The sequence below is a fragment of the Nostoc sp. genome, assembly GCF_035638895.1.
Taxonomy (GTDB): domain Bacteria; phylum Cyanobacteriota; class Cyanobacteriia; order Cyanobacteriales; family Nostocaceae; genus Nostoc.
In genome coordinates this window covers 1-24,902 of the sequence record NZ_DASQZC010000149.1, presented here as the reverse complement: position 1 = coordinate 24,902, position 24,902 = coordinate 1, and the positions used below count along the sequence as shown (strand labels likewise).

At 41.2% G+C, this 24,902-nt stretch carries 21 protein-coding genes, 1 tRNA gene and 1 pseudogene; 10 read left to right on the top strand and 13 right to left on the bottom strand.

Annotation, left to right across the window (positions count from 1 at the left end; all coding sequences use genetic code 11):
• On the bottom strand, nucleotides 1-154 hold a 154-nt coding region (locus tag VE944_RS07225), incomplete at its 3' end, for a Nif11-like leader peptide family natural product precursor (RefSeq protein WP_324974403.1).
• 174 nt (nucleotides 155-328) lie between these two features.
• On the opposite strand from VE944_RS07225, the gene VE944_RS07220 reads away from it, so the two are divergent.
• Together VE944_RS07220 and VE944_RS07215 are read left to right on the top strand one after the other, a co-directional pair.
• Nucleotides 329-496: a hypothetical protein gene (locus VE944_RS07220; protein ID WP_324974396.1), complete on the top strand. Its 168-nt coding sequence runs from the start codon at nucleotides 329-331 to the stop codon at nucleotides 494-496.
• Between the two features lie 1,441 nt (nucleotides 497-1,937).
• Complete coding sequence (locus VE944_RS07215; protein ID WP_324974393.1) at nucleotides 1,938-2,387, top strand: response regulator; 450 nt, start codon at nucleotides 1,938-1,940, stop codon at nucleotides 2,385-2,387.
• Nucleotides 2,388-2,431: 44 nt separating this feature from the next.
• Here VE944_RS07215 and VE944_RS07210 read toward each other — a convergent pair whose 3' ends face one another.
• Both VE944_RS07210 and VE944_RS07205 read right to left on the bottom strand, forming a co-directional pair.
• On the bottom strand, nucleotides 2,432-3,556 hold the full coding sequence (locus VE944_RS07210; protein ID WP_324974390.1) for a hybrid sensor histidine kinase/response regulator: 1,125 nt from the start codon (nucleotides 3,554-3,556) through the stop codon (nucleotides 2,432-2,434).
• Nucleotides 3,557-3,592: 36 nt separating this feature from the next.
• The gene (locus tag VE944_RS07205; protein WP_324974388.1) at nucleotides 3,593-4,924 is read right to left on the bottom strand and encodes an ATP-binding response regulator; all 1,332 of its coding nucleotides are present in this window, start codon (nucleotides 4,922-4,924) and stop codon (nucleotides 3,593-3,595) included.
• Between the two features lie 1,105 nt (nucleotides 4,925-6,029).
• Between VE944_RS07205 and VE944_RS07200 the strand changes: the two genes are divergently transcribed.
• Nucleotides 6,030-6,755, top strand: a complete 726-nt coding sequence (locus VE944_RS07200) for a response regulator transcription factor (RefSeq protein WP_324974385.1) — start codon at nucleotides 6,030-6,032, stop codon at nucleotides 6,753-6,755.
• A gap of 75 nt (nucleotides 6,756-6,830) precedes the next feature.
• Here VE944_RS07200 and VE944_RS07195 read toward each other — a convergent pair whose 3' ends face one another.
• On the bottom strand, nucleotides 6,831-8,192 hold the full coding sequence (locus VE944_RS07195) for a lipid-A-disaccharide synthase-related protein (protein ID WP_324974382.1): 1,362 nt from the start codon (nucleotides 8,190-8,192) through the stop codon (nucleotides 6,831-6,833).
• A gap of 95 nt (nucleotides 8,193-8,287) precedes the next feature.
• Here VE944_RS07195 and VE944_RS07190 point away from each other — a divergent pair, with 95 nt between their 5' ends.
• From VE944_RS07190 to VE944_RS07180, 3 genes are all read left to right on the top strand, one after another.
• The gene (locus tag VE944_RS07190; protein ID WP_324974377.1) at nucleotides 8,288-8,485 is read left to right on the top strand and encodes a hypothetical protein; all 198 of its coding nucleotides are present in this window, start codon (nucleotides 8,288-8,290) and stop codon (nucleotides 8,483-8,485) included.
• Nucleotides 8,486-8,824: 339 nt separating this feature from the next.
• Entirely contained in the window at nucleotides 8,825-10,906 is a 2,082-nt protein-coding gene (locus VE944_RS07185; protein ID WP_324974374.1) for an outer membrane protein assembly factor, read from the top strand.
• 579 nt (nucleotides 10,907-11,485) lie between these two features.
• Nucleotides 11,486-13,096, top strand: coding sequence for a serine/threonine-protein kinase (locus VE944_RS07180; protein ID WP_324974371.1), 1,611 nt, complete (start codon nucleotides 11,486-11,488; stop codon nucleotides 13,094-13,096).
• Between the two features lie 263 nt (nucleotides 13,097-13,359).
• Here the strand turns inward: VE944_RS07180 and VE944_RS07175 are convergent.
• Nucleotides 13,360-14,526, bottom strand: a pseudogene (locus tag VE944_RS07175) (CapA family protein); the annotation flags it as partial.
• 180 nt (nucleotides 14,527-14,706) lie between these two features.
• Nucleotides 14,707-14,791, bottom strand: a tRNA-Ser gene (locus VE944_RS07170).
• A 667-nt stretch (nucleotides 14,792-15,458) separates the two neighbouring features.
• On the opposite strand from VE944_RS07170, the gene VE944_RS07165 reads away from it, so the two are divergent.
• Together VE944_RS07165 and VE944_RS07160 are read left to right on the top strand one after the other, a co-directional pair.
• Nucleotides 15,459-16,481, top strand: coding sequence for a serine hydrolase (locus VE944_RS07165; RefSeq protein WP_324974364.1), 1,023 nt, complete (start codon nucleotides 15,459-15,461; stop codon nucleotides 16,479-16,481).
• Nucleotides 16,482-16,600: 119 nt separating this feature from the next.
• On the top strand, nucleotides 16,601-17,593 hold the full coding sequence (locus tag VE944_RS07160; RefSeq protein ID WP_324974362.1) for a 2-hydroxyacid dehydrogenase: 993 nt from the start codon (nucleotides 16,601-16,603) through the stop codon (nucleotides 17,591-17,593).
• 55 nt (nucleotides 17,594-17,648) lie between these two features.
• Here VE944_RS07160 and VE944_RS07155 read toward each other — a convergent pair whose 3' ends face one another.
• From VE944_RS07155 to VE944_RS07130, 6 genes are all read right to left on the bottom strand, one after another.
• Nucleotides 17,649-17,909, bottom strand: a complete 261-nt coding sequence (locus VE944_RS07155; protein ID WP_324974359.1) for a hypothetical protein — start codon at nucleotides 17,907-17,909, stop codon at nucleotides 17,649-17,651.
• Nucleotides 17,906-18,649 (bottom strand): M50 family metallopeptidase, encoded by a 744-nt coding sequence (locus VE944_RS07150; RefSeq protein WP_324974356.1) that lies wholly within the window; start codon nucleotides 18,647-18,649, stop codon nucleotides 17,906-17,908. The genes VE944_RS07155 and VE944_RS07150 overlap by 4 nt, the downstream gene beginning before the upstream one ends.
• Before the next feature lie 168 nt (nucleotides 18,650-18,817).
• Nucleotides 18,818-19,696: an FHA domain-containing protein gene (locus VE944_RS07145; protein WP_324974353.1), complete on the bottom strand. Its 879-nt coding sequence runs from the start codon at nucleotides 19,694-19,696 to the stop codon at nucleotides 18,818-18,820.
• Nucleotides 19,697-19,913: 217 nt separating this feature from the next.
• On the bottom strand, nucleotides 19,914-20,636 hold the full coding sequence (pgl, locus tag VE944_RS07140; protein WP_324974349.1) for a 6-phosphogluconolactonase: 723 nt from the start codon (nucleotides 20,634-20,636) through the stop codon (nucleotides 19,914-19,916).
• Nucleotides 20,637-20,907: 271 nt separating this feature from the next.
• Nucleotides 20,908-21,651, bottom strand: coding sequence for a ribonuclease PH (gene rph, locus VE944_RS07135; RefSeq protein ID WP_324974346.1), 744 nt, complete (start codon nucleotides 21,649-21,651; stop codon nucleotides 20,908-20,910).
• A gap of 132 nt (nucleotides 21,652-21,783) precedes the next feature.
• Nucleotides 21,784-22,407: an adenylate kinase family protein gene (locus tag VE944_RS07130; RefSeq protein WP_324974343.1), complete on the bottom strand. Its 624-nt coding sequence runs from the start codon at nucleotides 22,405-22,407 to the stop codon at nucleotides 21,784-21,786.
• A gap of 343 nt (nucleotides 22,408-22,750) precedes the next feature.
• Between VE944_RS07130 and VE944_RS07125 the strand changes: the two genes are divergently transcribed.
• Nucleotides 22,751-23,287 (top strand): P-loop NTPase family protein, encoded by a 537-nt coding sequence (locus tag VE944_RS07125; protein WP_324974340.1) that lies wholly within the window; start codon nucleotides 22,751-22,753, stop codon nucleotides 23,285-23,287.
• Between the two features lie 92 nt (nucleotides 23,288-23,379).
• Nucleotides 23,380-23,931, top strand: a complete 552-nt coding sequence (dcd, locus tag VE944_RS07120) for a dCTP deaminase (RefSeq protein WP_230967836.1) — start codon at nucleotides 23,380-23,382, stop codon at nucleotides 23,929-23,931.
• 16 nt (nucleotides 23,932-23,947) lie between these two features.
• Here the strand turns inward: dcd and VE944_RS07115 are convergent, their stop codons facing one another.
• Entirely contained in the window at nucleotides 23,948-24,646 is a 699-nt protein-coding gene (locus VE944_RS07115) for a dCTP deaminase domain-containing protein (protein ID WP_324974337.1), read from the bottom strand.
• Nucleotides 24,647-24,902: the final 256 nt, after the last annotated feature.

Below are 24,902 nucleotides of genomic sequence, written 5' to 3'. Positions count from 1 at the left end.
ACATTCTCAATAATTCATCACCTGAAAATTCAAAACCAAGCTTTAGTGCTATTCGCGCAACATCATCTGCGGTTGGTGCTGCGAGCACCTCGTTTTTAAGTTCAGGTTCAGACTGCATTTTCTTTAAAAATGCTTCGATTTCCTCAAAAGCCATATTTAAAATTTGATCCTTGCTAGCTACTCGTAATATAAAAAAAAACAGCAGTATATTCTTTAAGACTAGCAGCAAAAGGCTATCAAGATTCGGGGGAAAGATGATTATCGCGACGCGCTGCTCTTCATTCAGAATATAAAACCCATTTGATATCTACTTCTGGAAGCAGAAGCCTTGCAACTAGCTGGATTTTCCCATTTTCTGGCAGAAAACGGTTTTGCTGAACAGGCTCTATTGTTGATCACTGAACGACGGCTTACTTCAAAGCCAAGTACCACAGGGAAAGATGTCAAACGGGTTCTATACTATAGCGGTTCTCGTTTACCTGAGGTACACCCGTAGGGGCACGGCACTGCTCATACGTGTCAACTTAACGCAAAACCCTGGCAATGACGTTATATCAAGCTTACTCAATTACCAATTAAGTTGTCGGAACCCCACCCCGCTTTTGTCTAGTGACAAAACCTCCCCTCCCCGTGAACGGGGAGGGGATTAAGGGGTGGGGTAAAACGCCTGTGGGATAAGCGTTTTTACTTAAGTTGACACCAATGGGCACTGCTGTGCCCCTACACCTCGTGATATAAGGTTGTACTACATCTGAATGGGAACCGCTATAGTGTTTTCTATAATTAATTTAAAATTACCTTGATTTCAATTCATCTATCTATAGTGTGGTTAAAAAATAGTTACGCATTTCACTACCTACTAACAGAAATACCCCGATAGTTCGGGGACTAAAAATCAGAAGATAATATTAAATTGGCTTGGTTGCTATGGTAGCGCTTGCCTCGCTTGCAAAAACCCTTCAAAAGTTTGAATGTCCCAAATAGAATTCAGGAGCCAGGAGTCAGAATACAGGAAAGGTATTCTGACCGAAAAAGCAGATAGCGTAGCGTTAGCGATAGCGTACCCTTCGGGAAGCAAGCTACGCGCAGCGTCTCGTAGAGAGGAACGAGCGTCAAGATTGCTGATATCATGTTCGACTTAATACTTAGTCAAAAGCGAGCGGAGCGCGGCAATCCCAAACCTTTGCGATTGCTTCTCAACTCTTGGAGAGGCTGCGCCAACGAGACGCACTCGCGTTCATTCCACTTGCATACCCTTCTCTACGAGAGGCTGCGCCAACGGGTTCTCCAAAGGAGTACGCAATGACATATTATAAGTGATTTGCCGAACATGAGATGACTCCTGAATTCTTATTTCTGAATTCTTCTTCTATCCGACAAAACCCTGGCTGTTATAGATATATCGATGAAGTTCAAAAAGTAAAACTACCGTTTCACATAGGTTTCAGCTTAGGCATTTGTGCAACGACACCGCAGGAGTATTGCGTTGCGAAAAAAATGGATAAAATCAAGCTTAGTTCAACAAAACTTTATAGTACGTATTGAAAATTATTATCCTGAGTAATTTAGTATCCACTACACCAACTCTAGTACAGAATTTAATAGTAAATAGCTTTGATTACTTATTTATCATCTTTAAAATCTAAAACCATATACAGGTAAAGCGATATAGTTAGAAATAATCATCTATCTAAAGTTATTATCAACTCCTTGGGAAAATCTTCTGTAATTTTGCGTATAATCAAAAAGTATCTGCTAAAGTTGTCAGCTTGAGGTTTTGTTTCCTCAAGTATTGTTGCATAGGTTAGAGTTATCAATTAGACAAAAGCAAAACACAAGTTATTCCTAACTGGCCACTATTCTATTGTTCGCGGTAAGCCTCGTCTGTATCGCCCAAGTAAAGACGATGAATCCTAATAAAATCTTCTGGAGGAGAGATGTATTTGGCACATTCATTCATGAGTGATGAAAAGAAGCAAAACTCTCACCAGCCCTTGATTCTGGCAGTAGAAGACGATGATGATAGTCTCTTGGTAATTAGTTATGCTCTTGAGTCAATGGGTTATAGATTCATTTGTCAAACAGATTCTTCTGCAACGGTGCTGGTAGCTAAAGAATATCAACCAGACTTAATCTTGTTGGATATTTTGTTACCAGGTCTTAGCGGTATGGATGTTGTGCGTCATCTAAAGGTTGAACCTCTAACTTGCACAATTCCAGTGGTGGCTGTCACAGCTTTAGCTAGCACGGAAGATCGTGAGCGTATTCTCAAGGCAGGATTTAATAATTACATCAGCAAGCCCTATATGCTTGAGGAATTAGAGGCTATAATTCGCCGTGAGTTGGCAAGAAAATTCACCTCTTACCCAGCTTTGAAGCTTTGTTAAGATTAGCAGTCGAGCATAAAAATATGAAGGCGAAGGTGAAGGACTTAAATGTTTTTAGGTAGTTGCATAGTGAACAAACTACCTTTACCTAGTTCAGATGTTACCTGGATAGTTCCTGCGTGCCCTTCTATAATCCGGTGGGATAGATGTAGCCCTAAACCACTACCTGAGCGTTTATGTTTGCCTTGGCGAAATCGCTCGAAAATTGTTGCCTGATCTTCGGGCGCAATCCCATATCCTGTATCTTGGATCTCGATTGTTACTGAATCTGCATTTTCTGGATTGGGTGGTGTTTCAAAGATGCGGATTGTGATGCCTCCTGTATCTGTAAATTTGATGGCATTTGCAATCAGGTTGTTTATCACCCGCCGTAGTTCCAAGCGATCGCCCATAATAATACCAGCGTTTTTACCCTGTGAATCTAACTCACGGGTATCTATTTCTAGAATCAACCCTTTTTCACCAGTTAAAGGGCTTAGTTCGCTGACTACTTCTTGAGATATCTCACGTAAATCGCATTCTTCCCAATTCAACGTTTTTTTACCTGCCTCGAAGCGATAGACTTCAAGGAGGGTGTTTACCATATCCATCAAATTTTGGTTACTGCGAATCATAACTGCGATCGCCTGTTTCATTTCCGCCGAAAGTTCGCAGAATGTCTCCATCTCAAACAAATTCAACATGCGATCGGCGGCTACTAAAGGAGTTCGCAAATCATGAGTCAAACGGGAAACAAAATCCTCCCGTTGGCGGGCCATTTTTTGTTGTTCGTCCAAACTATGCTTGAGACGCAATAGCGATCGCACCCTTGCCAATAGTTCATCAGTATCAAATGGTTTACGAATAAAATCGTCAGCACCAGCATCCAAACCTTCGACAACACTGGATTCGTGAAAGGCAGTAATCAGCAGAATTGGAATATAACTAATTGCTGGGTTATTCCGAATCCGACGTGTGACTTCATAACCATCTATCCCTGGCATCATTACATCTAAAAGAATCAGATCGGGTGGAGCTTGTTCAACTTGCCGCAAAGCCTTTATTCCATCTGAAACCAAATCAATTTCATACCCTTCACTTTCTAAAATTGCTTGAACCAAAATCAGATTATCTGGAGTATCATCAACTGCGAGGATACGAAAAATTTTATTATTTTCAACTATAGACATAATTTATTAACTTTTATCAGTTTTTTTGAAAGTAATTTATAGTTTAAATTTAGGATATCCTACGGGTGCTTGCCTAGCTTCATAAGATGAATGATGTGGATTTTTAGTAGAATCAAAAACCCGTTTGCCATCTACCTGTAGAGGTACATCGGCTCCTACAGGTGATAATGTGATTTGGCGCGGTAATTCAATTTTAAACGTTGAACCGACTCCTAATTTGCTCTCAAGAAAGATTTTACCGCCCATCATTTTCACCAGTGAATCTATAATTGCCAAACCCAAACCTGTACCTGGATATTTCCGAGTAAGAGTTTGATCCACTTGGCGAAATGCTTCAAAAATACGTTTAAAATCTGTGGATGCTATACCAATACCTGTATCCCGAACAATAATTGCTAATCGATTTGCAGGTAGTTCTTTAACTTCAACCAAAACTTCACCAGACTCTGTGAATTTAATGGCGTTGGAGAGCAGGTTAATTAAAATCTGTTTGATGCGAACTGGATCATTAAATATTAAAGTATTTTGCAAATCGATTTGCACTAACAATGAGAGGTTTTTGGCGTCAGCTAGGGAACGCATTTCATTTACAGCAAGATTTATTACCTTTGAGACATCAAATTTTTCTGCTTTTAAGTCTAATCGTCCTGTTTCCAGCTTGGAAAAGTCAAGAACTTCATTGACTAGCATCAGCAAATGTTTCCCATTATTCAAGATGCGTTCAACCATATCTGCTTGCTGGTGCGTTAGTTGACCGAACTTAGGACGCAACAGTATTTGCGAAAAACCAATAATCGCATTCATCGGCGTTCTGAGTTCGTGAGACATAGTTGCCAAGAAATGTGATTTTAGCACTGATGCTTCTGATAGCTTGAAGTTTTGCATTTGAAGCTGTTGCTGTTGTCTGTCCAATTCTTGGTTCTTACGAATAAGTTGTTCATGACTTTTTCTAAGCTGGTCTTTTACCAAAGCTACTTGTATTTCAGCCCGATAAACCCGAATTGCACTCCGCAAAACTTGTGCCAAGTTTTCTGGAGATATTCTAGACTTAGAGAGATAGTCTGTAGCACCAGCTTTCAATAATTGGACAGCAGTTTGTTTATCTTCTTGAGCAGCTAGGACTACTAAAGGAACTTTAATTTCCGAAGAAAGTAGCTGTTGAATTAAGGTTAGTCCATTCTGATCTAGTAAGCGATAGCCGATGAAAACACAATCATAAGCAGTGGTGCTTAAAATAGAAAACGCATTATTGCCATCGGCTACTTCAGATAGTTCCATTTGAATACCTGCTTTAGTCAAGGCACAACGGACTGCCATTCGGTCTACTTCATCATCATCTACAACCAAAATTTTCAGCGTATCTTCCATCGGTTTTTATTTTTGCCGCTAAACATAGGTTGATGTATAACATTCCTCTTTTGAAATTATCTAATTAAAATATAAAATTTTCGGACATTTAAAATCTGTAACTTTATTGACTAAGGCATTTCGCACAATATTCAATACTTGTTGAGCTTTGCCATCATCTCTAGAAAGTTAGGGAAGGTTACGTCGCTCGGAATTTAAAATTAATAATTACCATAAATAAATTTAGATTAGAGGCTTGTATTATGACTCTGTTTCGGTAATTAACAAACCAAAAACTATTGGTCTGAAGACAACAAGCATAGTTAATATAAAGTAAAATACAATACTTTTGCTTTGCTTAAAACAATTGTAATTGAGTCAGCAAGCGACCGTCGTCAGCCATTGGTGAGAGTTGCACAGCAATGTTGTGTACCATAAGCTTGAGTAGTTCTACTCATAAGATTGATTAGTTAGGTAGATAAAAAAGTAGCTCCCTATACCGACTTTTGAATTTGAAGTAATCCTACCTCCTGAGATTTCGGCAATTTTCTTAACGATCGGTAGACCCGTGTTAGTATTTTCCTGGCGATCGCAGCCTTCCACATCCAGTGAAAAGTCACGCCAGCAAGCTTCTCACGAAGGATAACCAATTACTTTGCTGCTAGTAATTCCACCAAATTTTAACGCCGTCTAATTCTCTTCCATGAGGGTGCCCATCAGGCGCATCAATCCGAGGAATCCAAAGGTTTGGTTAAAATGGCTCGAAACCATCGTTCACTTTCTCGTAAGATAATTTTTACCTTTTCTAATTTGTCCATTTTTGTAAGGTTTATACAAAATAATAGTAATTAACTAATGGAACATGGCAACTGAAGGCTGAATTTTTCGCACAGGAGGAGGAATTTTGCATTAGCCTCAATCTTTCATCTTATTGTGCAAGTATCTATATATCTCTAGCTAGATTTATTCTCTATCTAAATGTTAAAAGATAGGAGGTTTATTATTTCTATCGGTGGATGCAGGGTGGTTGAAAGATCATCTATCTTAAGATTGAGGAAAATAAAAGATAGCGCTTACAAAAAGTAATACTTTGAAAGATGCCAACAGCGTAAGAGCGAGTGTAGCAATGAATGAAATTAGCATTATTTTAATTGAAGATCATGACTTAACGCGAATGGGACTACGAGCAGCATTACAGTCTCACAGCGCATTGAAAGTAATTGGCGAAGCAGCAAATGCTACCCAAGGACTAAAACTTTTGGAAACAGCAAAGCCAGATGTAGCCGTTGTAGATATCGGTTTGCCTGATATGGATGGCATTGAACTCACCCGTAAATTCAAACGCCACCAAGCTGAAACTGGGCAAACGGGAACCAAAATTTTGATCCTGACAATGGATCACACAGAGGATGCTGTACTTGCAGCCTTCGCGGCGGGTGCTGATTCTTACTACATGAAAGAAACAAGTATCAGTAAATTAACTGAGGCGATCCAAGCGACTCACGGCGGTAATTCTTGGATTGATCCGGCAATTGCCAACGTGGTATTGCGGAAGATGCGGCAAGGTATTCCTGGAGAGATCCAAGGTTCTGATAAAACGCCGAAGACTGTAAAAATTGAGGCATTGGCATCAGAATACGAGCAAGTTTTGGAAACATATCCCCTGACTCAACGAGAACTAGAAATCCTAGAATTGATTGTAGCTGGGTGTAGCAATGGGCAAATTGCTGAGAAACTCTACATTACAGTTGGTACTGTGAAAACCCATGTTCGTAATATTCTAAATAAACTGTGTGCGGATGATCGTACCCAAGCTGCTGTAAGGGCTTTACGTTCTGGGTTGGTAGCGTGAGAGGATGAGGGAGCAGGGGGAGTAGGGGGAGCAGAGGGACAAGGGGACAAGGAGAATAACTATTCCAATGCCAAATCAAAATTGTTCCTGTAAACATTCTGCAATGCGTAGTGCTGCTCCGGGTTTACCCATGCGTCGTAGACCATTTTCGGCAATAATTTGCAAAATATCAGGATCTTTAAATAGAGACTGTACTATTTTGGCAACTTCTGCTGGCTGCTCAACTAAAATCAAAGATGAGCCTAGAAGACGACTTTGAGCTTCAGCAAAACCACGGTTATATTGAGGCCCATTACCGGGAATCGCGATCGCAGGTTTTCCTAAACCGATAAACTGTTCTGTGGCTGTACCTGCCATCGCGATCGCTATATCTCCCAAATGTAAGCAATCATTATAAGCTTTTTGTGTCAGCAATAGATATGCATTTCTTTGTTTAAATGTCAATATATTTGGATCAGCAATTTGGATAGGACATGTTGATTCAATGCGCCAGCCTTGGGATTGGACACTTTGGGATAAAATATGAGAGTCTAAACCCGGAGCGATCGCACCTAAAAACATCACTCTATTAGAAGTATAGAAAATCGAATTTCGCTCCTGGAAACTTGCCATCAACGCAGATACAGCAATCATAATTGTTTCCCAGTTAGCGTATGCCTCTGGCGGACGGGAACCAGGAAGAAGAGTCACTACAAAAGGTCGAACTGTCTCTTGCTGTTGGCTATCCTGACTATAAAATTGTTGGCGTGAAAAGGTCGGTTGCAGAGCATCCATCATGGGATTACCCAAATAAAAAGCCGGAATTGGCCATTGTTTTAATGTTTCCGTCGTCAGTGCATCTCTAAGAAATACCGCCTTACAACGGCGACGACTCATTAACCAACGTTCCCACGGATGGTAAACTGAACCAGAAAAGTTTTCCCAACGCACATCTTTAGATTTCCGTGGTAATAATCCAGCTTCATCCCGCACATGATATTCAGATTTTGCCGTACCTACAAAAGCATAATTAGCGCCACTGAAAGTTGCAAACAACAACGGGACAATATCTCCCACCGCTAAAATCGCTCTTTTATTACCTAATTTTTTTTGAGAACTCACCCAACGGCGAATAGCTTTTATCTGGGTAAGGGTAAGTTGTAATAAACCACCGCGTACATCCCGCGCTAATTGGCGGCCATCCATATAAATAAAGCCGCCCGAAGGCATAGTGCGGACTGAACCAATGAGGGGAATATCCAACTGTTGGTAAGCATGTCCTTCACCCACCAGAGGTAAAGCAAAGATTTCTGGTGGGTTGGATTGTCGTTGGAGTTCTTGTAAAATCCGAACTGCAATCATATCTTCCCCATGACCATTACTTAATACAAGTAACCGTAAAGGAGAAGTTGCAGCTTGAGAGTTAGAGGTTAGGGATAATCGAGATACATTACTCATAGAACCTCGCAGTAAGTATTTTAAGTATCAAGTGATGCTGATATCATGCCATGAAGAGTGCCGAGTTCCATTAGCGTTACCGGAGCGTTTAGCCGATGCCTCGGCTTCGAGTTAAAAGACCGCCCACAAGGGGTAGCTACTGCGGTGGAAAGCTTTCTCGGCATAAAGCAAGTGGTGTCGGCACTTTTACTAAGTACAAAAATGCTAAGTCTTTCTTAATTTGCTTAGGACTCAGCACTGAGTTCTATGAAAAGCACCCAGATTTTGATAACCCGCAACTTGGGTTAGTATAAAGCTATAGGAATTCTACTTGATTCTTGCTAAATATACTGAGAACTAAATCTTTATACAGTAAGCTTTTAGCTCTTATGGTTTTTCATAAATCAAATATTAGTCCTATATTCCTTCAACTTTTAAAGCAATACTTATTACCCAGTCGTACAGAATTTATAGTAAATGGGGATCTGAGCCTCTCGTACTGCTAGCGTGAAACAAAAAATGGTAATTAACTGTCTAGTGTATACAAAGGTATGAATGGGTAAATCCGCAAATAAGCTGGAAGTTAGTGTTATCCCTATTCCTGAACCTTTGTATAACTAACTCTCAGTTAATTAGCTTAAATATTATATATTATGAAAATTTCTGCTACTGCAATTTTGACTTTAGCTACTTTGGCTGCTGCCAATGTTACTCAGCAAGCAACGGCTGCACCTACTAAAGCCATCACTCCAACTACAAAAACTGATGACTTAGTAGTGCCAGTGATTGAAAATACTCCCACCCGCATAGAAACAATTGCTTCGCCAGAAACTATAGTTGCACAAGAATTTTCCCAAAATCCCGCCCCAGTGCCAACAGCTGTTAACAACAACTCCACAGTAGTTTTAAAACCAGTAGACAAGGCAACACTAAAACAATCAGTAACAATCCCCCTCATCACCTCTGCTTCATCCTCTCGTCGCCAAACGCCTGCTACAGACAATCGCTTAGTAGTGACGGCTACAGATGTACAGGTAGTGGGAGCCAATCAAGAATTGCAGCAAATCGTTCGCAAAGTAATTAAAACCCAGGCGGGTGGAGAAACTAGTCAAAGCCAGCTACAAAAAGATGTAACTGCAATTTTAGATACAGGTTTATTTAGCAATGTCAGTGTGAAGAGCTTTAGCACACAGGCTGGATTGAATGTAGTTTATCAAGTGCAACCGGTGATTGTGCAATCGCTACAACTATCTGGCGCTAAAGTACTCACCTACCAAGTAGCCCAACAACAGTTGCAATCTCAAATTGGAACCACCATCAGTCCTGCTGGACTCCAGCAAGCAGTACCACAAATTAACAAATGGTACGTTGACAATGGTTATAATTTGGCAAGAGTGTTATCAATTAAACCCAGTTCTCAAGGTATTCTCACTGTGAATGTCGCTGAAGGCTTGGTGAGTAATATCAAGTTTCGCTTTATCAACGACGAGGGTAAAACCATTGATAGCAAGGGTAATCCCGTGGGAGGACGCACCAAACCAGATTTTCTGCAACAGCAACTCAAGCTAAAATCTGGTCAAATTTTCCAAGAAAATATAGTTAAACAAGACATACAACAGCTATATCGGACTGGTTTATTTGAGAGTGTGAATGTTGCCTTAGAAGGGGATGCGACAAAACTTGATTTAGTCTACCAACTCAAAGAAAGTGGGGCGCGTGGTGTTAACGTGGGTGGTAGTTACAATGCCGATCAGGGGTTGATAGGTACAATCAGCTATCAAGATCAGAATGTTGGTGGTGTTAATGATACTTTAGGTGTGAATCTTGGTGTAAGTAGCCGAGACTTGCAATTTAATAGCAAATTTAGTAGTCCCCATCGGATAACTAACCCCGATCGCTTAGGGTACACTGTGAATGGTTTTCGTAGTCAGGAACTTTCGGAAACCTTTGACGACAAGATTAAGCTTGCTAACGGCGACAAAGTTCGAGAAGGTCAAATTGGCGGTAGTGTCAGCTTGCAGCGACCAATTGATGACTGGAATACCTCATTAGGATTAAATTATACCCGAACTAGTATTCGCGATCGCCAAGGTAATATTACCCCAACCGACGCTCAAGGCAATACCCTATCTGCGAGTGGAACTGGTATTGACGACCTAACTACCGTATCCTTCACCGCCACCAAAGACCAACGAGATAATCCCCTCAATCCAACTAAAGGTTCCGTTTTGAGTTTGAGTACAGAACAATCTGTCCCCATCGGTCAAGGAAATATTTCTCTAAATCGCCTCAAAGCCAATTACAGCCAATATTTGCCAGTGCAATTATTTAACACCAAACAACCACAAGTATTTGCAGTAAATCTGCAAGCTGGTACTGTCCTTGGTAATTTACCGCCCTACGAAAGCTTTAACTTGGGTGGTTCCAACTCAGTACGCGGTTACGATTCTGGAGATGTAGGGAGTGGTCGCAGTTATGTGTTAGCTTCCGCAGAATATCGCTTCCCCGTCTTACCAATCGTAGGGGGTGTATTATTTGCCGATTTTGCCTCAGACTTAGGCTCCGGTGATACTGTATTAGGAGATCCAGCAGGTGTGCGAGGCAAAGCAGGTTATGGTTTTGGTTATGGGGCTGGAGTGCGCTTAAATTCACCACTAGGCTTAATTCGGGCTGACTATGGCATTAATGACCAAGGAGAAAGCAAAGTGCATTTAGGCATAGGTCAGCGATTTTAAGAAAGTGAGCATTCAGAACATTAATGCGGATATTTGGTTTTTCGTCAGTGCGTCCTTTGACTCTAATTTACCCGCCTAATTAATTGCTTTACTTGCTGTGCGTAGTTTACCGCCGTAGGCATCGCTGTCTCTAATACTATTGTCAATTGCATTAAATTGATGCCTATTGATTGCTAATTGAAAGTGCCCAATTCATCCGAATAAACTCGTTCCACTTGGTCAATTTTCAAAAATAATCGATGAAAATATCCAAAATATGCTGATTACTAACTTACTAAAAATTACAAAATTGCTCTTTGGCATTGTAGCAAGTAGCGTGTTAATTATCACATCAAATTCGTGGAAGACAAATTGAGCTTATTTCCTACTTTAGGATTTCTTGACTCTCGCGTTATCCTATAAAGATAAAACTGTTGTGTTCATGGGGAAGTCTTTCTTACTTGGATTCCAACAATTAAATCATCCCGTAAGATAGACAGGCAAAAACCCTGCCCCATATCAAAAATATGGGAAAATCTTTTAGGAATCCCTCAAGACTCAGAACTCGCTAGTTATCTGCTCACTCAGGACTCAGGATTTATGTTAGCAGGCACAATTTTGCAGGATGGAAAATATACCCTAATTCAAGAAATAGGGCGGGGTGGCTTTGGCATTACGTTTAAAGCTACGCATCACTACTTGGGTCACGAGGTGGTGATGAAAACCATCAATGAACGGCTGCGACAACATCCTGATTTTGCAAAATTTGAGCGCCAATTCCAAGATGAAGCTAGACGATTAGCTACGTGTATTCACTCAAACATAGTCCGAGTTAGTGATTTTTTTGTCGATAGTGGACTACCTTACATGGTGATGGAATACATTCGTGGCGAAACCTTAGGAGACGCATTTGTATTACCAGGGATACCTTTACCTGAAGCCACAGCAATTCATTACATCCGGCAAATTGGGGCAGCCTTGCAGGTAGTACATAACAACGGTTTGTTACATCGAGATGTCAAACCAGATAATATTATCCTTCGTGAAGGAACCCAAGAAGTAGTACTGATTGATTTTGGCATTGCCAGGGAATTTAATGGCAGTGTCAGGCAGACTCACACAGGTATGGTTTCTGAAGGTTATTCTCCCATTGAGCAGTATTTGACGCAAGCGCCGCGCACACCCGCCACGGATGTTTATGGTTTAGCAGCAACCTTGTATTCACTTTTGACAGCACAGGTTCCTATGCCAGCATTGTTGCGCGATCGCGAACAAATGCCTTCCCCCCGCGAATTACAACCACATTTGAGTGCTTCTGTCAACCAGGCAGTAATGCGCGGGATGGCGGTGGAATCTCGTTTTCGGCCAGCGACAGTTGCTGAGTGGTTACAACTGCTACCTGGAAATGGGCTGAATATGACACCGCAAGCCTTAGCCACTTATGCAGTGCCAACTATCAATTTATCTGCCCAGCAAGCAGTAACTTTAATTGGGAATGGGAAAACTTCTCAGAATCGCATTCATAAATCATCTGGGTTAGTGCAGCCCAACCCAGCGATCGCCAAAAAAAATGTACTGGCAAAAAAACTGGGGTCATCTCAAATATTCATTGGTATAGGTGTAGCCCTGGTTGCTGCTACGGCGGGTTTTGGCATCACTAGCATCTTACCCAAATCTCAGCCACAGCCAACCGCAAAACCGCTTTTTGAACAGCCAACTCAAGAACCACCTGCGAAAGTTCCTAACTTAGAGAGGGCTGAAGAGACTAACACCACCACAAGAAGCGAATCAGCACCTGTTTATAGTTCCAAGCAGCGCCGGCGTAATCGTCGTTCTTCCCCAGAAGAAACTCCCAGCACCTCTACAACAGAATCACAACGCGGCAATTCTGAGCAATCCACCCCTTCACCTAGCGTTTCACCTACACCCTCGCTAGTCGAAAAACTACGAGCGATCCGTTCATCTCGTAGTGCTTCCCCCGCACCACTACCAAAAAATAACTCACCCGCTTCTAATCAGAATTCTCCTTCTCCTCAACCGATAACTCCGTCAAATCCTGTGGTTATACCAACAGCGCCACCAACAGAATCCAAACAGTCAGATCCTTCTGCTGTAGTAGTACCGACACTGGACAAGCAAAATTTACCGACTGATACTCAACCCCAGAATGATCAGAAATCTCAGGAAAAGCTACAAGATGACAATAATTAGTCAATTTTAAATTTTTCATTCAATCTAAAATCCAAAATTTATAATCTAAAATTAAACGCCTCTTCCTAATACAAAAACATCTTTTTGTATCTTGTTTCATCTTTAACTAAATTCCTTATTTACTATTTTTATTTTTCCCTTATCTGAAAAACCTCTCTCTAAATATCTCTCCTTTTAGGATAGATACTTTGAATTTTTGCCCTTAAAGGTCGGGAAGAGGTTAAGTTCTTCGTGGGCTTTTCTACATTAACCGAATTGTCAGATTTATTCTTCTGTACAACAACTTCCCCCTTTTTATTAATCTTCACAGGATTTTTGGGAAAAGCTTGATTATTCAAAGAACGCATAAGTTTCACAGTCCGAAAATACCGATCAATTTGAGGGATTCCCTGCCCATTCATCCGCACGGGGATAATTTTACTTGATACCAAATTTCCCGCCGAGTTAAGTTTAACTTCTAAAATCATAGAATCACCCGTCTGGGCATGTGTAGATAAAGTTCGATATCCCAGAAAGTTACCTAAAGAATAGGCGATGATTTTTCCCTTATAAATTTCCATCGCTCTCGGAACATGAGGCCCATGTCCTAATACTAAATCTGCTCCTGCATCAACCATGTTTCGAGCAAACTTGATCGAATTACCTCGATTTTCTCCATAAAAAAACTCTGTCTGATTCTTAACATGTAGTGCCCCCGTTCCTTCGGCTCCAGCGTGCATCGATACTATTACAATGTTGGCCTTATTTCTCGCTTCTTTTACAAGTGCTTGGGCTGTTCGTAAATTATGGATGGAATTATACATTTCATAAGGAGAAAACCCGACCATTGCCACAGGGATATTGTTAGGTTGCAGATAAAGAATTTGATTTTTATGACCTAATGTTGCAATACCCACAGCCTCAAGATTTTTCTTTGTATCTTTGAACCCTACCGGGCCGAAGTCCATTGCATGGTTGTTAGCCATATTAAACACATTAAAACCAGCCTCAGCAAATAGCCGAGCATATCCAGGTGGTGAGCGAAAGGCAAAGACTTGTCCTCGACTGATATCTTTGGCAGTGTAGGGATAATTAGTTAAGCTACTTTCAAAGTTACCAAACAAGATATCAGATCCTTGCAAGTGAGTTCTCACTGATTTTGGTAATAATTGATCTCGAAACCGGGGTAATCTATAGTTAGGGAAATTAGTGCCAGGAATAATATCTCCAACGGCTTTGATAGTAATAGTAGCTGGAAAGGTTTTTCCTTCTGTTGTTGATGGCGTAACAGGAATAGCTAATGGTAATGATACAGGTTCAGTGGGTGTAGTAGCAGCGTTTAATCGCTGTGATTGCCCAAGCCGGATAACGACTCCTATACTAATACCTAGATATAAACAGATACTGATAAAAATAAATGAGGGCACTTTCCCCATATTGTGATTTGCCATCGTTCACTCCTCACACGATGGCATTAGTTTATCCCAAAAAACTCTATCGTCAGTGTATATTTTAATGTAGTTGGAAAAATATTTGACTAAGTAAGGAAATATAATACCGTTACATACAACATCCGTTACATATATAGCCAAACATCACTGTTTGTCTAATTTTTCGGCAATCATTTTAAACGGAGAGGGGGGGATTCGAACCCCCGTTGGGTTTCCCCAAAACGCATTTCGAGTGCGTCACCATGAACCGCTCGGACACCTCTCCAGCTATATCATTCACACATTTGAGTGTTCAAATGCCGTGAAGTAAGGAAAATTTTACCATATTTCCTTTACTACTATAGCATTATCGCTTTATCTATTCATCAGGTTAACCAACATGATCTCTGGAACAAACACCTAAGCTGATACAGGTAAATCTAGGACTTACGCAAACTCTACGATTCTTCTCTACGAGACGTTGCGCGTTGACGGAAGCCTCTCGCAGAGATGGAGGTTCGATAAATTAGGCTTTTTAGCACTTTTTGGGTAAGTTATAAAATCTTCTGTAGAAATTTTAGAACAATTATAAAATCCTCAATAGCCCACAACTATTAGTCATTTTGTAGCCTTCAGTTTACACTTTTTAATTGGTTCGACTGCGCGTGCTTTTTTATCCCAATGGCTATGTATAATTCATTGCTAGTAAAATTAAAATTGTAATCATAATCTCTTACTATTTGTATAATTATTTTCTGCAATATAAACATATTTTCTATATTATACCTTGTACTTTTTTATCAAAATTATTGGTTACAATATTCCATAAAATCTCTTATTAATATCTCTTGACATCGGATATCTTAGTGATTACTATATCAATCAATCCGGATTTGATTGACTTATTCGGAAAGTCTCTGTAAATAAATCCAACACGATCCTCACAGCACTACATGAAACTACGCTGGTTCTTACTGAGCCTTACAAGTATTCTTTTACTATCGTCCCCAGTAAAAGCGAATCCCAATACGAATCAAATTGGCAACGCAAAGGACTGGAGTGCAAATCAATCTAATTTACAACTACCAAAACTTAAATTTATTGCTCCGGTTCCTCTAACCGATCCTGTCACTCCAATAAATAGTACTAAATTTACTGGTATAGTTCCTTTAGGACGCGAGATATCAGAACTAAAAACTCCTATTAAAGCATTAATGGCTCGCTATAGATTCCTTACTCCCGGAATCTTTTTTATGGATTTAGAAACAGGTGATTATTTTAGTTTTAATGGTGATAAAGCTTTTTCTGCTGCTAGCACAATTAAGTATCCGATTTTGATTGCTTTATTTCAAGAAGTAGATGCAGGGAGAATCAAACTAGGCGAAACTTTGGTGATGCGACGCAAGCATGTCACTGGCGGTTCTGGGAATATGCAGTATCAACGAGTGGGAACTAAGCTTAGTCTCTTGCAAACTGCAACCAAGATGATGACTATTAGCGATAATACTGCTACGAATATGATTATCGATCGTTTAGGTGGTGTATCTAAATTAAATCAAAAATTTCGCCGTTGGGGATTACAAAGCACTGTAATTCGCAATATGTTAGGAGACTTCAAAGGAACTAATAAAACTAGTGCAAAAGACTTGGTACGACTGTCAGCTTTGGTTACAAATAATCAGTTAATTTCTGATAAAAGTCAATCCCAAGTTTTAGGTATTATGATTCGTTGTAATAATAGAGCATTGCTACCATCTGGTTTAGGTTCTGGTGCAAATATTGCCCATAAAACAGGTACTCTACGGTTTGTACTAGGCGATGCGGGTATTATTGAAACGCCATCAGGTAAGCGTTATTTAGCAGGAATTTTCGTGCGAAGACCGAATAATGACATTAGAGCTAGGCATTTTATTCGTCAAGTTTCTCGGGTGATGTATGGCTACTTCGAGCAGCCAAAAGTCAGCCATCTGCCTTGAAGCAATCCTGAATTCTTTTCTGTTTAAAGCTACCGAATAGCCCATCGTAGACATCGCTTCTCAACTGCCAAGGTTATCATGTAGTCGAACATTGTGCAGCATACAATTTGAGGTTTTGCATGAAAGTAGCAGTCTTCAGCACAAAAGTCTACGATCGCAAGTTTTTGTCAGATGCAAATTCTCCCACCCAACACGAATTAGTGTTTTTTGAACCTCGTTTAAATCGGGATACAGCTATCCTCGCCGCCGGATTTGGGGCGGTTTGCGTATTTGTGCACGATCAGGTTGACGCGCCAACTTTAGAACTTCTCGCCTCACGGGGAACTCGGCTGGTTGTCCTGCGCTGTGCAGGGTTTAACAATGTAGACTTACAAGCCGCAGCAGATTTAGGAATTACCGTTGTGCGTGTTCCCGCCTATTCACCCTATGGGGTAGCAGAACATGCTGTGGGATTGATTTTAAGCTTGAATCGCAAAATTCATCGAGCCTATAACCGTGTCCGAGAAGGCAATTTTTCTTTAGATGGACTGTTGGGATTTAATTTGCATGAGCGCACAGTGGGGATTGTTGGCACGGGCAAAATCGGTCTGATTTTAGGACAGATTATGAAGGGGTTTGGCTGTCACATACTCGCTTATGACGTTTATCGCAATCCAGAATTGGAGGCGCTAGGTGGAAAGTATGTAGAACTACCTGAGTTATTTGCCAACTCGGATATTATCTCCCTACATTGCCCCCTGACTCCCGAAACGCATCACTTGATTAACGCTGAGGCTATAGAAAAGATTAAGCCAGGGGTGATGCTAATTAATACTAGCCGAGGAGCGCTGATTGATACTCAAGCAGTGATTGAGGGGTTGAAGTCTGGCAAGATTGGCTATCTCGGTGTGGATGTCTACGAACAAGAATCGGAATTGTTTTTTGAGGATTTGTCTGGTGCAATTATTCAAGATGATATTTTCCAACGTCTGACGACGTTTCCAAATGTACTTATTACCGGACATCAAGCATTTTTTACAGCAGAAGCTCTCCACAATATTGCAGAAACAACTTTTGCTAATATTGCTGATGTTGAACAAGGTCGTTCTTGTCCAAATGAAATTCGCGCTTAAGTGTTAGCTTAGGTAATGCTTGGCGATCGCAATGACTTTGGACTAAAATCACTAATCAATCCTCATCACCAGGCAAATTTTCCATTTCCTCAATAATTAGCGTCTGAAAATCTTCGTCACAATGATTATGCAGATGAACCGCAGCAGCTAAAAGTTCTGCAAGAATTTCAGCTTGTTGGTTAACAGTTAAACTAGGTAACTGTAACTGGTTAACTAAAGTTTTTATTTTTAGGCACTCTGTACCTAATTCAGCAATCAAAATACTCAGAGTTGAATTCGTGACTCTAAGAGGGCGATCGCTCATCTGTATTTTCATTCTGAACGATAGGCAACGCGGAGACTTTGGACTAAAATCACCAGAGATGCGATCGCCATTAACCCGCCCCAAAACCAGTAAGGTAAAAGCAAATATCGCTGCATTTGCCCTGTATCAGAAAGTCCAAGGGGGCCAGCAGAACTACTAAATAGATAATCAAGTTGATGGTACGTACTCACACAAGCTTGTACACCTAGAAATTGAATTACAAACCCCTGTGCCCAGCGAGGTGCTTTCAGGGCAATACCCAAGATTGTTAAACCCAGCAAGGGAATTGCCACCAATCCAAACGAGGAACGTACCCAAATTAATGTGGAAAACAGCAAAAAACTCCCTAAAATTTTCAAACTCAGGGTAGCTGCTGTAAAACTGCGGGAAGCCAAAATTAAAGCTGCACCAGCAAGAGGCGGCCCCATTGGGCCTGCGGCTGCGACTATTGCCGGGCCAATTGGCCCCAATGACGACCGGATGCCATAGGTTGCGACACCGGAACCATTGCTAAAAATCTGCAATTTCTGAAACTGTCCCCCTAAGAGGAGCGCCATTAAGCCGTGACCCATTTCATGAAACCAAGTTGCCAGGATCGTAAATGGGTATAAGATATAATCCCCTGCTGGTATTTGCCACAGTAAAGCAGTTGCGATCGCTGCTGCAATTAGCCAGGTTAGCCCCATGCGTTCAACAACTGGCGGGGCTTCTTTAGTGAGCAAAGTTTCAAAATTTTTACTAGGTTCCCTCATAGTTCACTCAATTTTAGATTTTAGATTTTAGATTATCCCCCCGATTAATTCGTGGGGCATTCAATTTTGGATTTTAGATTTTAGATTTTAGATTATTTCTTCAATCTAAAATCCAAAATTCAAAATCTAAAATTCGCAAGACTGATGTCACAATTGATAGAGAATCAGTTAAGCAAGTTGAAAAAGGAATGTCATTAAGTCTCCTTTACCTAAGCTGATGCGATCGCCTGGTCTTAAGCGATGACGATTTCCTGGTAAAAGTGGCAAATTATTAATGTAAGTGCCATTGGAACTTCCTACATCCTCTACATAATGAGCATCTCCCTCGACGCGAATATCTGCATGAATCCGCGAGACAACTTCTGAATTGGGAAATCCTGAAACATCTATATCTGGGGGAATCCGGTCATTGGGTTTGCCGATATGAATCACAGAGAGATTTTGCGGCAATTCAATTAAGCGATCGCTTTGAACGTGGATTAACCGCCCTGTAACCTGCTGCAATTGTGTTCTGGCAACAGTTGCAGTTGGTGCTGGTGCGGCTGGCTCCTGTACTTCGGCTTCAGGGGCTGGCGCTGGTTCCAACGGTGGTGGAGTAGGAATACTTTGTATAGATACTACCGGTTGAGCTGCGATCGTTGGCGCTGGTTCTGGAGGGCTGCTTTTTGCCACAGGTATCTCTGACGGAGCAGATGGGGGAGCTGCCACTTCCGTTGCTGGTAAAGATGATTCGGGAGGATGAGACTTAGTATAACCACTTATTCCCAAAGCATCTGGTTGTAAAAGTTCTAACAGGGGATCGGGTGGAACTAACGGCGGAACTTCCACAGGAACATCGGGAGTAACTGTTACAACTGCCGGATTATGAACGTGTGGAACTCCTGCGGAGTGAAGGTTATAGCCACACTGACCGCAGAATGCAGCATCTGCCTGCACAGTTGCCCCACAACTGGGACAGTTAGTAGTTGCGGGTAAGGGTGTATAGCAAGCTTCACACTGGACAGCGCCATCAGGATTGGGATGATTGCAATTAGGGCAGACGATCATCGATATTTAGCCTTTGTTCAAGATCATCATAAATATAGGTAGGACTAGCAAGCAGAGGGCGGCCCTAGCTTTAGATTCTAGCAATTACTGCTGATGGAACTATTAATTGGACACGGTGAAAGGGAGCAGGGGGCAGAGGGGGAAAGAGGTAAATTATTACATTCTCCCCCTTGCGCCCTGCACCCTGCCCCTCTGCCTCTTTGACCAATTCCCAAGTTTAATTTTGGAGTTCCAAACCTGCTGCCGCATCTAGCAGCCACCAAAGTTCTCCTTGGGGCTGAATTAAGCGGGATGGGTAAGTGAAGTCATCGGCTACTGGTGCAAAGACTTGCGCCAAAGCTGGTCGTTTATTAGCACCAGCAACTAGAAAAATTACACTGTTCGCAGCGTTGATGAAGGGGTATGTGAAACTTATCCTGGGGTTTCCGTCTTTGTTACCCACAGTAACTAGGCGATCGCGTACTTTGAGAGCCTCTGTGTGGGGAAACAAAGATGCGGTATGTGCATCATCGCCCATTCCTAGTAATACTACATCCAACGAGGGAAACTCGACCCCAGAAGAATTAAAAAACTCTTTAAGCTGTTGTTCATACTTAGCAGCAGCCACTTCTGGATTGGCTTCTAAGGTTGGTACCGCATGAATATTACCTGCTGGGATATCAACACGATCTAGCCACGCTCGACGCGTCATCAGTTCATTGCTATCGGGGTGATCTGGTGGTACGTAACGCTCATCCCCCCAGAATATATGAATTTTATCCCAAGGCAGTTTTTGATTAGCGATCGCTTCGTATAACGGTTTAGGTGTACTACCACCAGATAAGGCAATGCTAAACTGCCCTCGCTGCTCAATGGCAGTTTCTAACTTCGACAAAATTAATTCTAGCGCTCGTGCAACCAGCGTCGGCTGATCCGGTAGAACTTCAACGGTTTTGTTCATGGCTTCATCATTATATTGCTGGCTTCTGGCAATACAATACCGAACTTATTACAATCCTCCTTTTTAACTTTTGAAACATTTAACATAGTGGATTAGCTAGGCTGGAAAACATAGACGCTCCTTATCACCTTCAACGGAAAGTAGTTAGTAGTCAGTCGTACTAACTACTAACTATTCTCATGATTATTTTATTTACACGCAGTTACTTGATACTTTGTTGATTAACGCCACAAAGGATACATTTATCAATTCTTATTAAAAATTAATAAAACTAATTAATCACAAACAGCGTTTCCCAGTCAGCGATCGCTTCGCGTTGGGCGATTAACAATTCCTGAATTCCTTTTTGGGCGACATCTAGCAGTTGATTCAACTGAGTCCGGCTAAAACTGCCTTCTTCGGCTGTTCCCTGGACTTCAATGATTCCCAGGTGTTGATTCATCACCACGTTAAAATCTACTGTTGCAGCCACATCTTCGATATAATCTAGATCCAAAAATGGCTCTCCCTCCAGTAATCCTACGGAAACTGCTGCTACCTGTCCACACAGAGGCGATCGCTCCAACACCCCCTCTTGCAATAATTTAGAAATTGCATGAGCCAACGCCACAAAGGAGCCTGTAATGGCTGTTGTTCGAGTTCCAGCGTCTGCTTGCAGCACATCAGCGTCCACAGTCAGCGTGCGTTCTCCCAGCGCCTCAAAATTCACTGCTGCGCGTAAACTGCGGCCAATTAGACGTTGAATTTCTTGTGTCCGTCCAGATAATTTTAATAATTCTCTTTCTTGACGTTTTTGGGTAGCAGATGGTAACATCCGGTACTCAGCAGTTAGCCAGCCTTTACCAGTTCCTTCGAGAAACTTCGGAACTCCCTTATTAACGCTAACAGTACAAAGGACTTGAGTATCACCGCATCTTGCGAGAACAGAACCGGGGGCGAAGCGGGTGAAATTGGGGTGAAAACTGATCGGACGTAGTTCGTAAGCAATACGGCCGTCAGGACGCTGCCAAGCCATTGGAGTTGCCTCAAGTTTTACAATACTGCCTTAAGATTACCTTAGTGTCATTTGTCATTTGTCATTCTTCCTCTGCTTCCCCTTCTCCCCCTGCTTCCCCTGCTCCCCCTGCCCCCTTCCCCCCTCCCTCTTCTAAGGAACTGAAAGCAGAGTCAAAATATTTTGCTGCACCATATCTGGTGACTGGTCGCCGTTGATGGTCAACAAAGAGCGACGACGGTCGTAATATTCAAGTATTGGAATGGTGCGATCGTAGAATAATTCTACACGGCGTTGCACGATTTCTGGTTGGTCATCTGGTAGCGATCGCCCCAAGGAACGGCTAACCATGACTGCTTCCGACACTTGGAGATAAATTGCCCTATCTAGCCTTTGCTCTAAATTATCCAATAAAAAATCTAATTCTTCAGCTTGGAAGGCGGTACGGGGATAGCCTTCCAACACCCAATCTCCGTTAATATCTGGTTGTCTAAGGCGAATTCGGATCAATTCAATGATCATTTCGTCTGGAACTAACTCCCCTTTTTGCATATAGGGTCGGGCGTGATAACCTAGTTCACTCAGGCTAGCGTAAACCGAAAGAGAAGTCCGGGGGTCAGCTTCCGACCATTGCAACTCCGGGAACAGGCTATCGCCAGATATCGCTCCCCGTAAAATCTCACCTGTGGAAATCATCGGAATATCAAAATATCTGCAAAGCCTTTGTGCTTGAGTGCTTTTACCCGATCCTGAACCTCCCAGAATCACCAATCTCACAACAATTTACTCCTCATCCTGTCAAATTCACTACTTGCTAAGTCTGTTTTGCCCAAAAACCGATAAATCTAACATTTAGCTATTTTTAGACGTTATGCCTAGCTTTTTTAAATAATTGGAACTGTAATTCTAATGTTTTCATTTTTGCAACTAATTACCGACAAAATACGTAAATCCAAATCAACAAAACTCTTGACTTCAGCACAAACCTAGTGTTTGACTAAGAATGCAATTTGCCAAATTCACCACAACTGTGAAAAACAGATAGATTATATAGGCAGATTTGTAACAAGTACCGCCAGCACAAACCTTTAATTTATTGTAATTTTTTGAACTTTACCCTATGGTTGCCCAGCTAGAAACTCCAAGTATAAATTCACCCCTTACCTTACCATATCCAGTGGAAGGACTAGTGCAAGTTTTCACTAGCTCCCATCGCAACTTTTTTACGAGCGTTATGGCCCAAGCACTGAGGATAGCTGGACAAGGAACGCCAGTATTAATAGTGCAGTTTCTCAAAGGAGGTATTCGTCAAGGACAGGATCGACCAATACAACTAGGACAAAATTTAGATTGGATTCGCTGTGATTTACCTCGTTGTATTGATACACCGCATTTAGACGATACGGAAAACAAAGCCTTACAAAAGTTGTGGCAGTATACACAACAGGTAGTGTGTGAGAGTAAGTATTCTCTCGTTGTCTTAGATGAGTTAAGTTTAGCGATTAATTTTGGTTTAATTCCTGAAACGGAAGTTTTAACGTTTCTGGCAAAACGCCCTCCCCACGTCGATATCATTCTCACAGGGCCAGAGATGCCAAAATCTCTTCTCGATGTAGCAGATCAAATTACAGAAATCCGTCGGAGTTATCGACCTTAAACAAAATACTCAGTTCGTGCTAATATATCGAGTCTGTTTGAATTAACGTTAGTAGCGAACTTGTGATTAAGAACGATATCTGGATTACTGAAATGGCTCAACAGGGTTTGATTTCGCCCTTTGAGCCAAGCCTAATACGGCACCTTGAGAATTTACCTGTAATTTCATTTGGTCTTAGCAGCTTTGGCTATGACATCAGACTATCACCAGATGATTTTCGCATTTTTAGGCATATTCCAGGCACTGTAGTAGATCCTAAAAATTTTAATCCTGAAAACTTGGAGCGAACAGAACTCCATACAGATGTGAATGGCAAATACTTCATTCTGCCTGCCCACTCCTATGGGCTTGGGGTTGCCCTTGAAAGACTGGAAATACCAGATAATATTACAGTAATTTGTATAGGTAAAAGTACTTATGCTCGTTGTGGAATAATTGCAAATGTAACTCCAGCCGAAGCTGCTTGGCGCGGTTATTTGACACTAGAGTTATCCAATGCTTCTAGCGCTGATTGCCGCATTTACGCCAGTGAAGGAATAGTACAGTTGATGTTTTTGGAAGGAGAACCATGTGCTGTAAATTATGAAGCACGTCAGGGTAAGTATCAAGACCAGCTAAAGGGTGTAACTCTAGCTAAGGTTTAAGCAAGCTTTAAAAGAATTATTTAATTTTCTCTTTGCTTTCTTTAGGAAGTGTCTGTATTTCCTGTTTACCTAAAGGCTGCACAATTTGAACTATTGTTAAAACTATGGTTGCAATAGTTAAAATAATAGTAAAGTAGGTCTGATTTGTCTCAATAAAATCTCTAACTCTACTTAATAAATCCTTTCTAGAGTTTCCGGCAATTTTTTTAGACCCTTTCTGATAAGGAATAACTCCTTCTTTGACATCAATTACATAAAGTGTACAAAAAACTTGTCCTTTCTTAAGTTCAATGGTTTTTTTACCTAAATTGAAAACTGTGATGGAAAGTTTTCCTTCATATCCAGGGTCTATTTTAGATGATGTATTAGATAAACCATGTTGCAAAAGAGATACTTTTGGAACTACATGACCAAATCTAGATTTAGGGAATTTAACTTCTTGGGCTGTCTCAATAATGACAGTAGATCCTGCTTGAAGAGATATTTTGCCGTTATCTAACAAATCAGTTTTACCAAAGTCTCTGTGATCTCTGTATTCATCACCAACTTTTAAATCATAAGTTGCATTGCTAGACTCTGTATTACGAATTTGTTTGGTGTCAAGATTCAGTATAAAAATTACATTTCCTTCGAGACCACCAGCTTTCTCATACTCTTCCCTAGTCTCTACAACTGTCCTATTACTACCATCCAATATAAATGGGATAACACTCATTGTTTTGCTGATTATAAAATCGTGTAATTTATTATACTCTATCCCCCTTTACTAGATACTCAATTATTTAAGGTGCTAATTTTATTTTACCTAGATTCTGCTTTTTATACGATTGTGCGATCGCTCTAAATCATACCCAAAAATCGGAGTGCGATCGCTTGCTTTATCCTACTGCAAATTCATTCTCTCAGCTTTCCCATATAAGGATTCATCGCGCTTCTAGCCAAACCTGTAAATCGGCCAAACTAGTAAAATC

What these genes read in the sequence shown, in the direction of transcription:
- VE944_RS07215 (WP_324974393.1), top strand. Translation starts at nt 1,938, where the DNA reads ATGTATTTGGCACATTCATTCATGAGTGATGAAAAGAAGCAAAACTCT.
- VE944_RS07210 (WP_324974390.1), bottom strand. Translation starts at nt 3,556, where the DNA reads ATGTCTATAGTTGAAAATAATAAAATTTTTCGTATCCTCGCAGTTGAT.
- VE944_RS07205 (WP_324974388.1), bottom strand. Translation starts at nt 4,924, where the DNA reads ATGGAAGATACGCTGAAAATTTTGGTTGTAGATGATGATGAAGTAGAC.
- VE944_RS07200 (WP_324974385.1), top strand. Translation starts at nt 6,030, where the DNA reads ATGAATGAAATTAGCATTATTTTAATTGAAGATCATGACTTAACGCGA.
- VE944_RS07195 (WP_324974382.1), bottom strand. Translation starts at nt 8,192, where the DNA reads ATGAGTAATGTATCTCGATTATCCCTAACCTCTAACTCTCAAGCTGCA.
- VE944_RS07190 (WP_324974377.1), top strand. Translation starts at nt 8,288, where the DNA reads ATGCCTCGGCTTCGAGTTAAAAGACCGCCCACAAGGGGTAGCTACTGC.
- VE944_RS07185 (WP_324974374.1), top strand. Translation starts at nt 8,825, where the DNA reads ATGAAAATTTCTGCTACTGCAATTTTGACTTTAGCTACTTTGGCTGCT.
- VE944_RS07180 (WP_324974371.1), top strand. Translation starts at nt 11,486, where the DNA reads ATGTTAGCAGGCACAATTTTGCAGGATGGAAAATATACCCTAATTCAA.
- VE944_RS07165 (WP_324974364.1), top strand. Translation starts at nt 15,459, where the DNA reads ATGAAACTACGCTGGTTCTTACTGAGCCTTACAAGTATTCTTTTACTA.
- VE944_RS07160 (WP_324974362.1), top strand. Translation starts at nt 16,601, where the DNA reads ATGAAAGTAGCAGTCTTCAGCACAAAAGTCTACGATCGCAAGTTTTTG.
- VE944_RS07155 (WP_324974359.1), bottom strand. Translation starts at nt 17,909, where the DNA reads ATGAAAATACAGATGAGCGATCGCCCTCTTAGAGTCACGAATTCAACT.
- VE944_RS07150 (WP_324974356.1), bottom strand. Translation starts at nt 18,649, where the DNA reads ATGAGGGAACCTAGTAAAAATTTTGAAACTTTGCTCACTAAAGAAGCC.
- VE944_RS07145 (WP_324974353.1), bottom strand. Translation starts at nt 19,696, where the DNA reads ATGATCGTCTGCCCTAATTGCAATCATCCCAATCCTGATGGCGCTGTC.
- pgl (WP_324974349.1), bottom strand. Translation starts at nt 20,636, where the DNA reads ATGAACAAAACCGTTGAAGTTCTACCGGATCAGCCGACGCTGGTTGCA.
- rph (WP_324974346.1), bottom strand. Translation starts at nt 21,651, where the DNA reads ATGGCTTGGCAGCGTCCTGACGGCCGTATTGCTTACGAACTACGTCCG.
- VE944_RS07125 (WP_324974340.1), top strand. Translation starts at nt 22,751, where the DNA reads ATGGTTGCCCAGCTAGAAACTCCAAGTATAAATTCACCCCTTACCTTA.
- dcd (WP_230967836.1), top strand. Translation starts at nt 23,380, where the DNA reads ATGGCTCAACAGGGTTTGATTTCGCCCTTTGAGCCAAGCCTAATACGG.
- VE944_RS07115 (WP_324974337.1), bottom strand. Translation starts at nt 24,646, where the DNA reads ATGAGTGTTATCCCATTTATATTGGATGGTAGTAATAGGACAGTTGTA.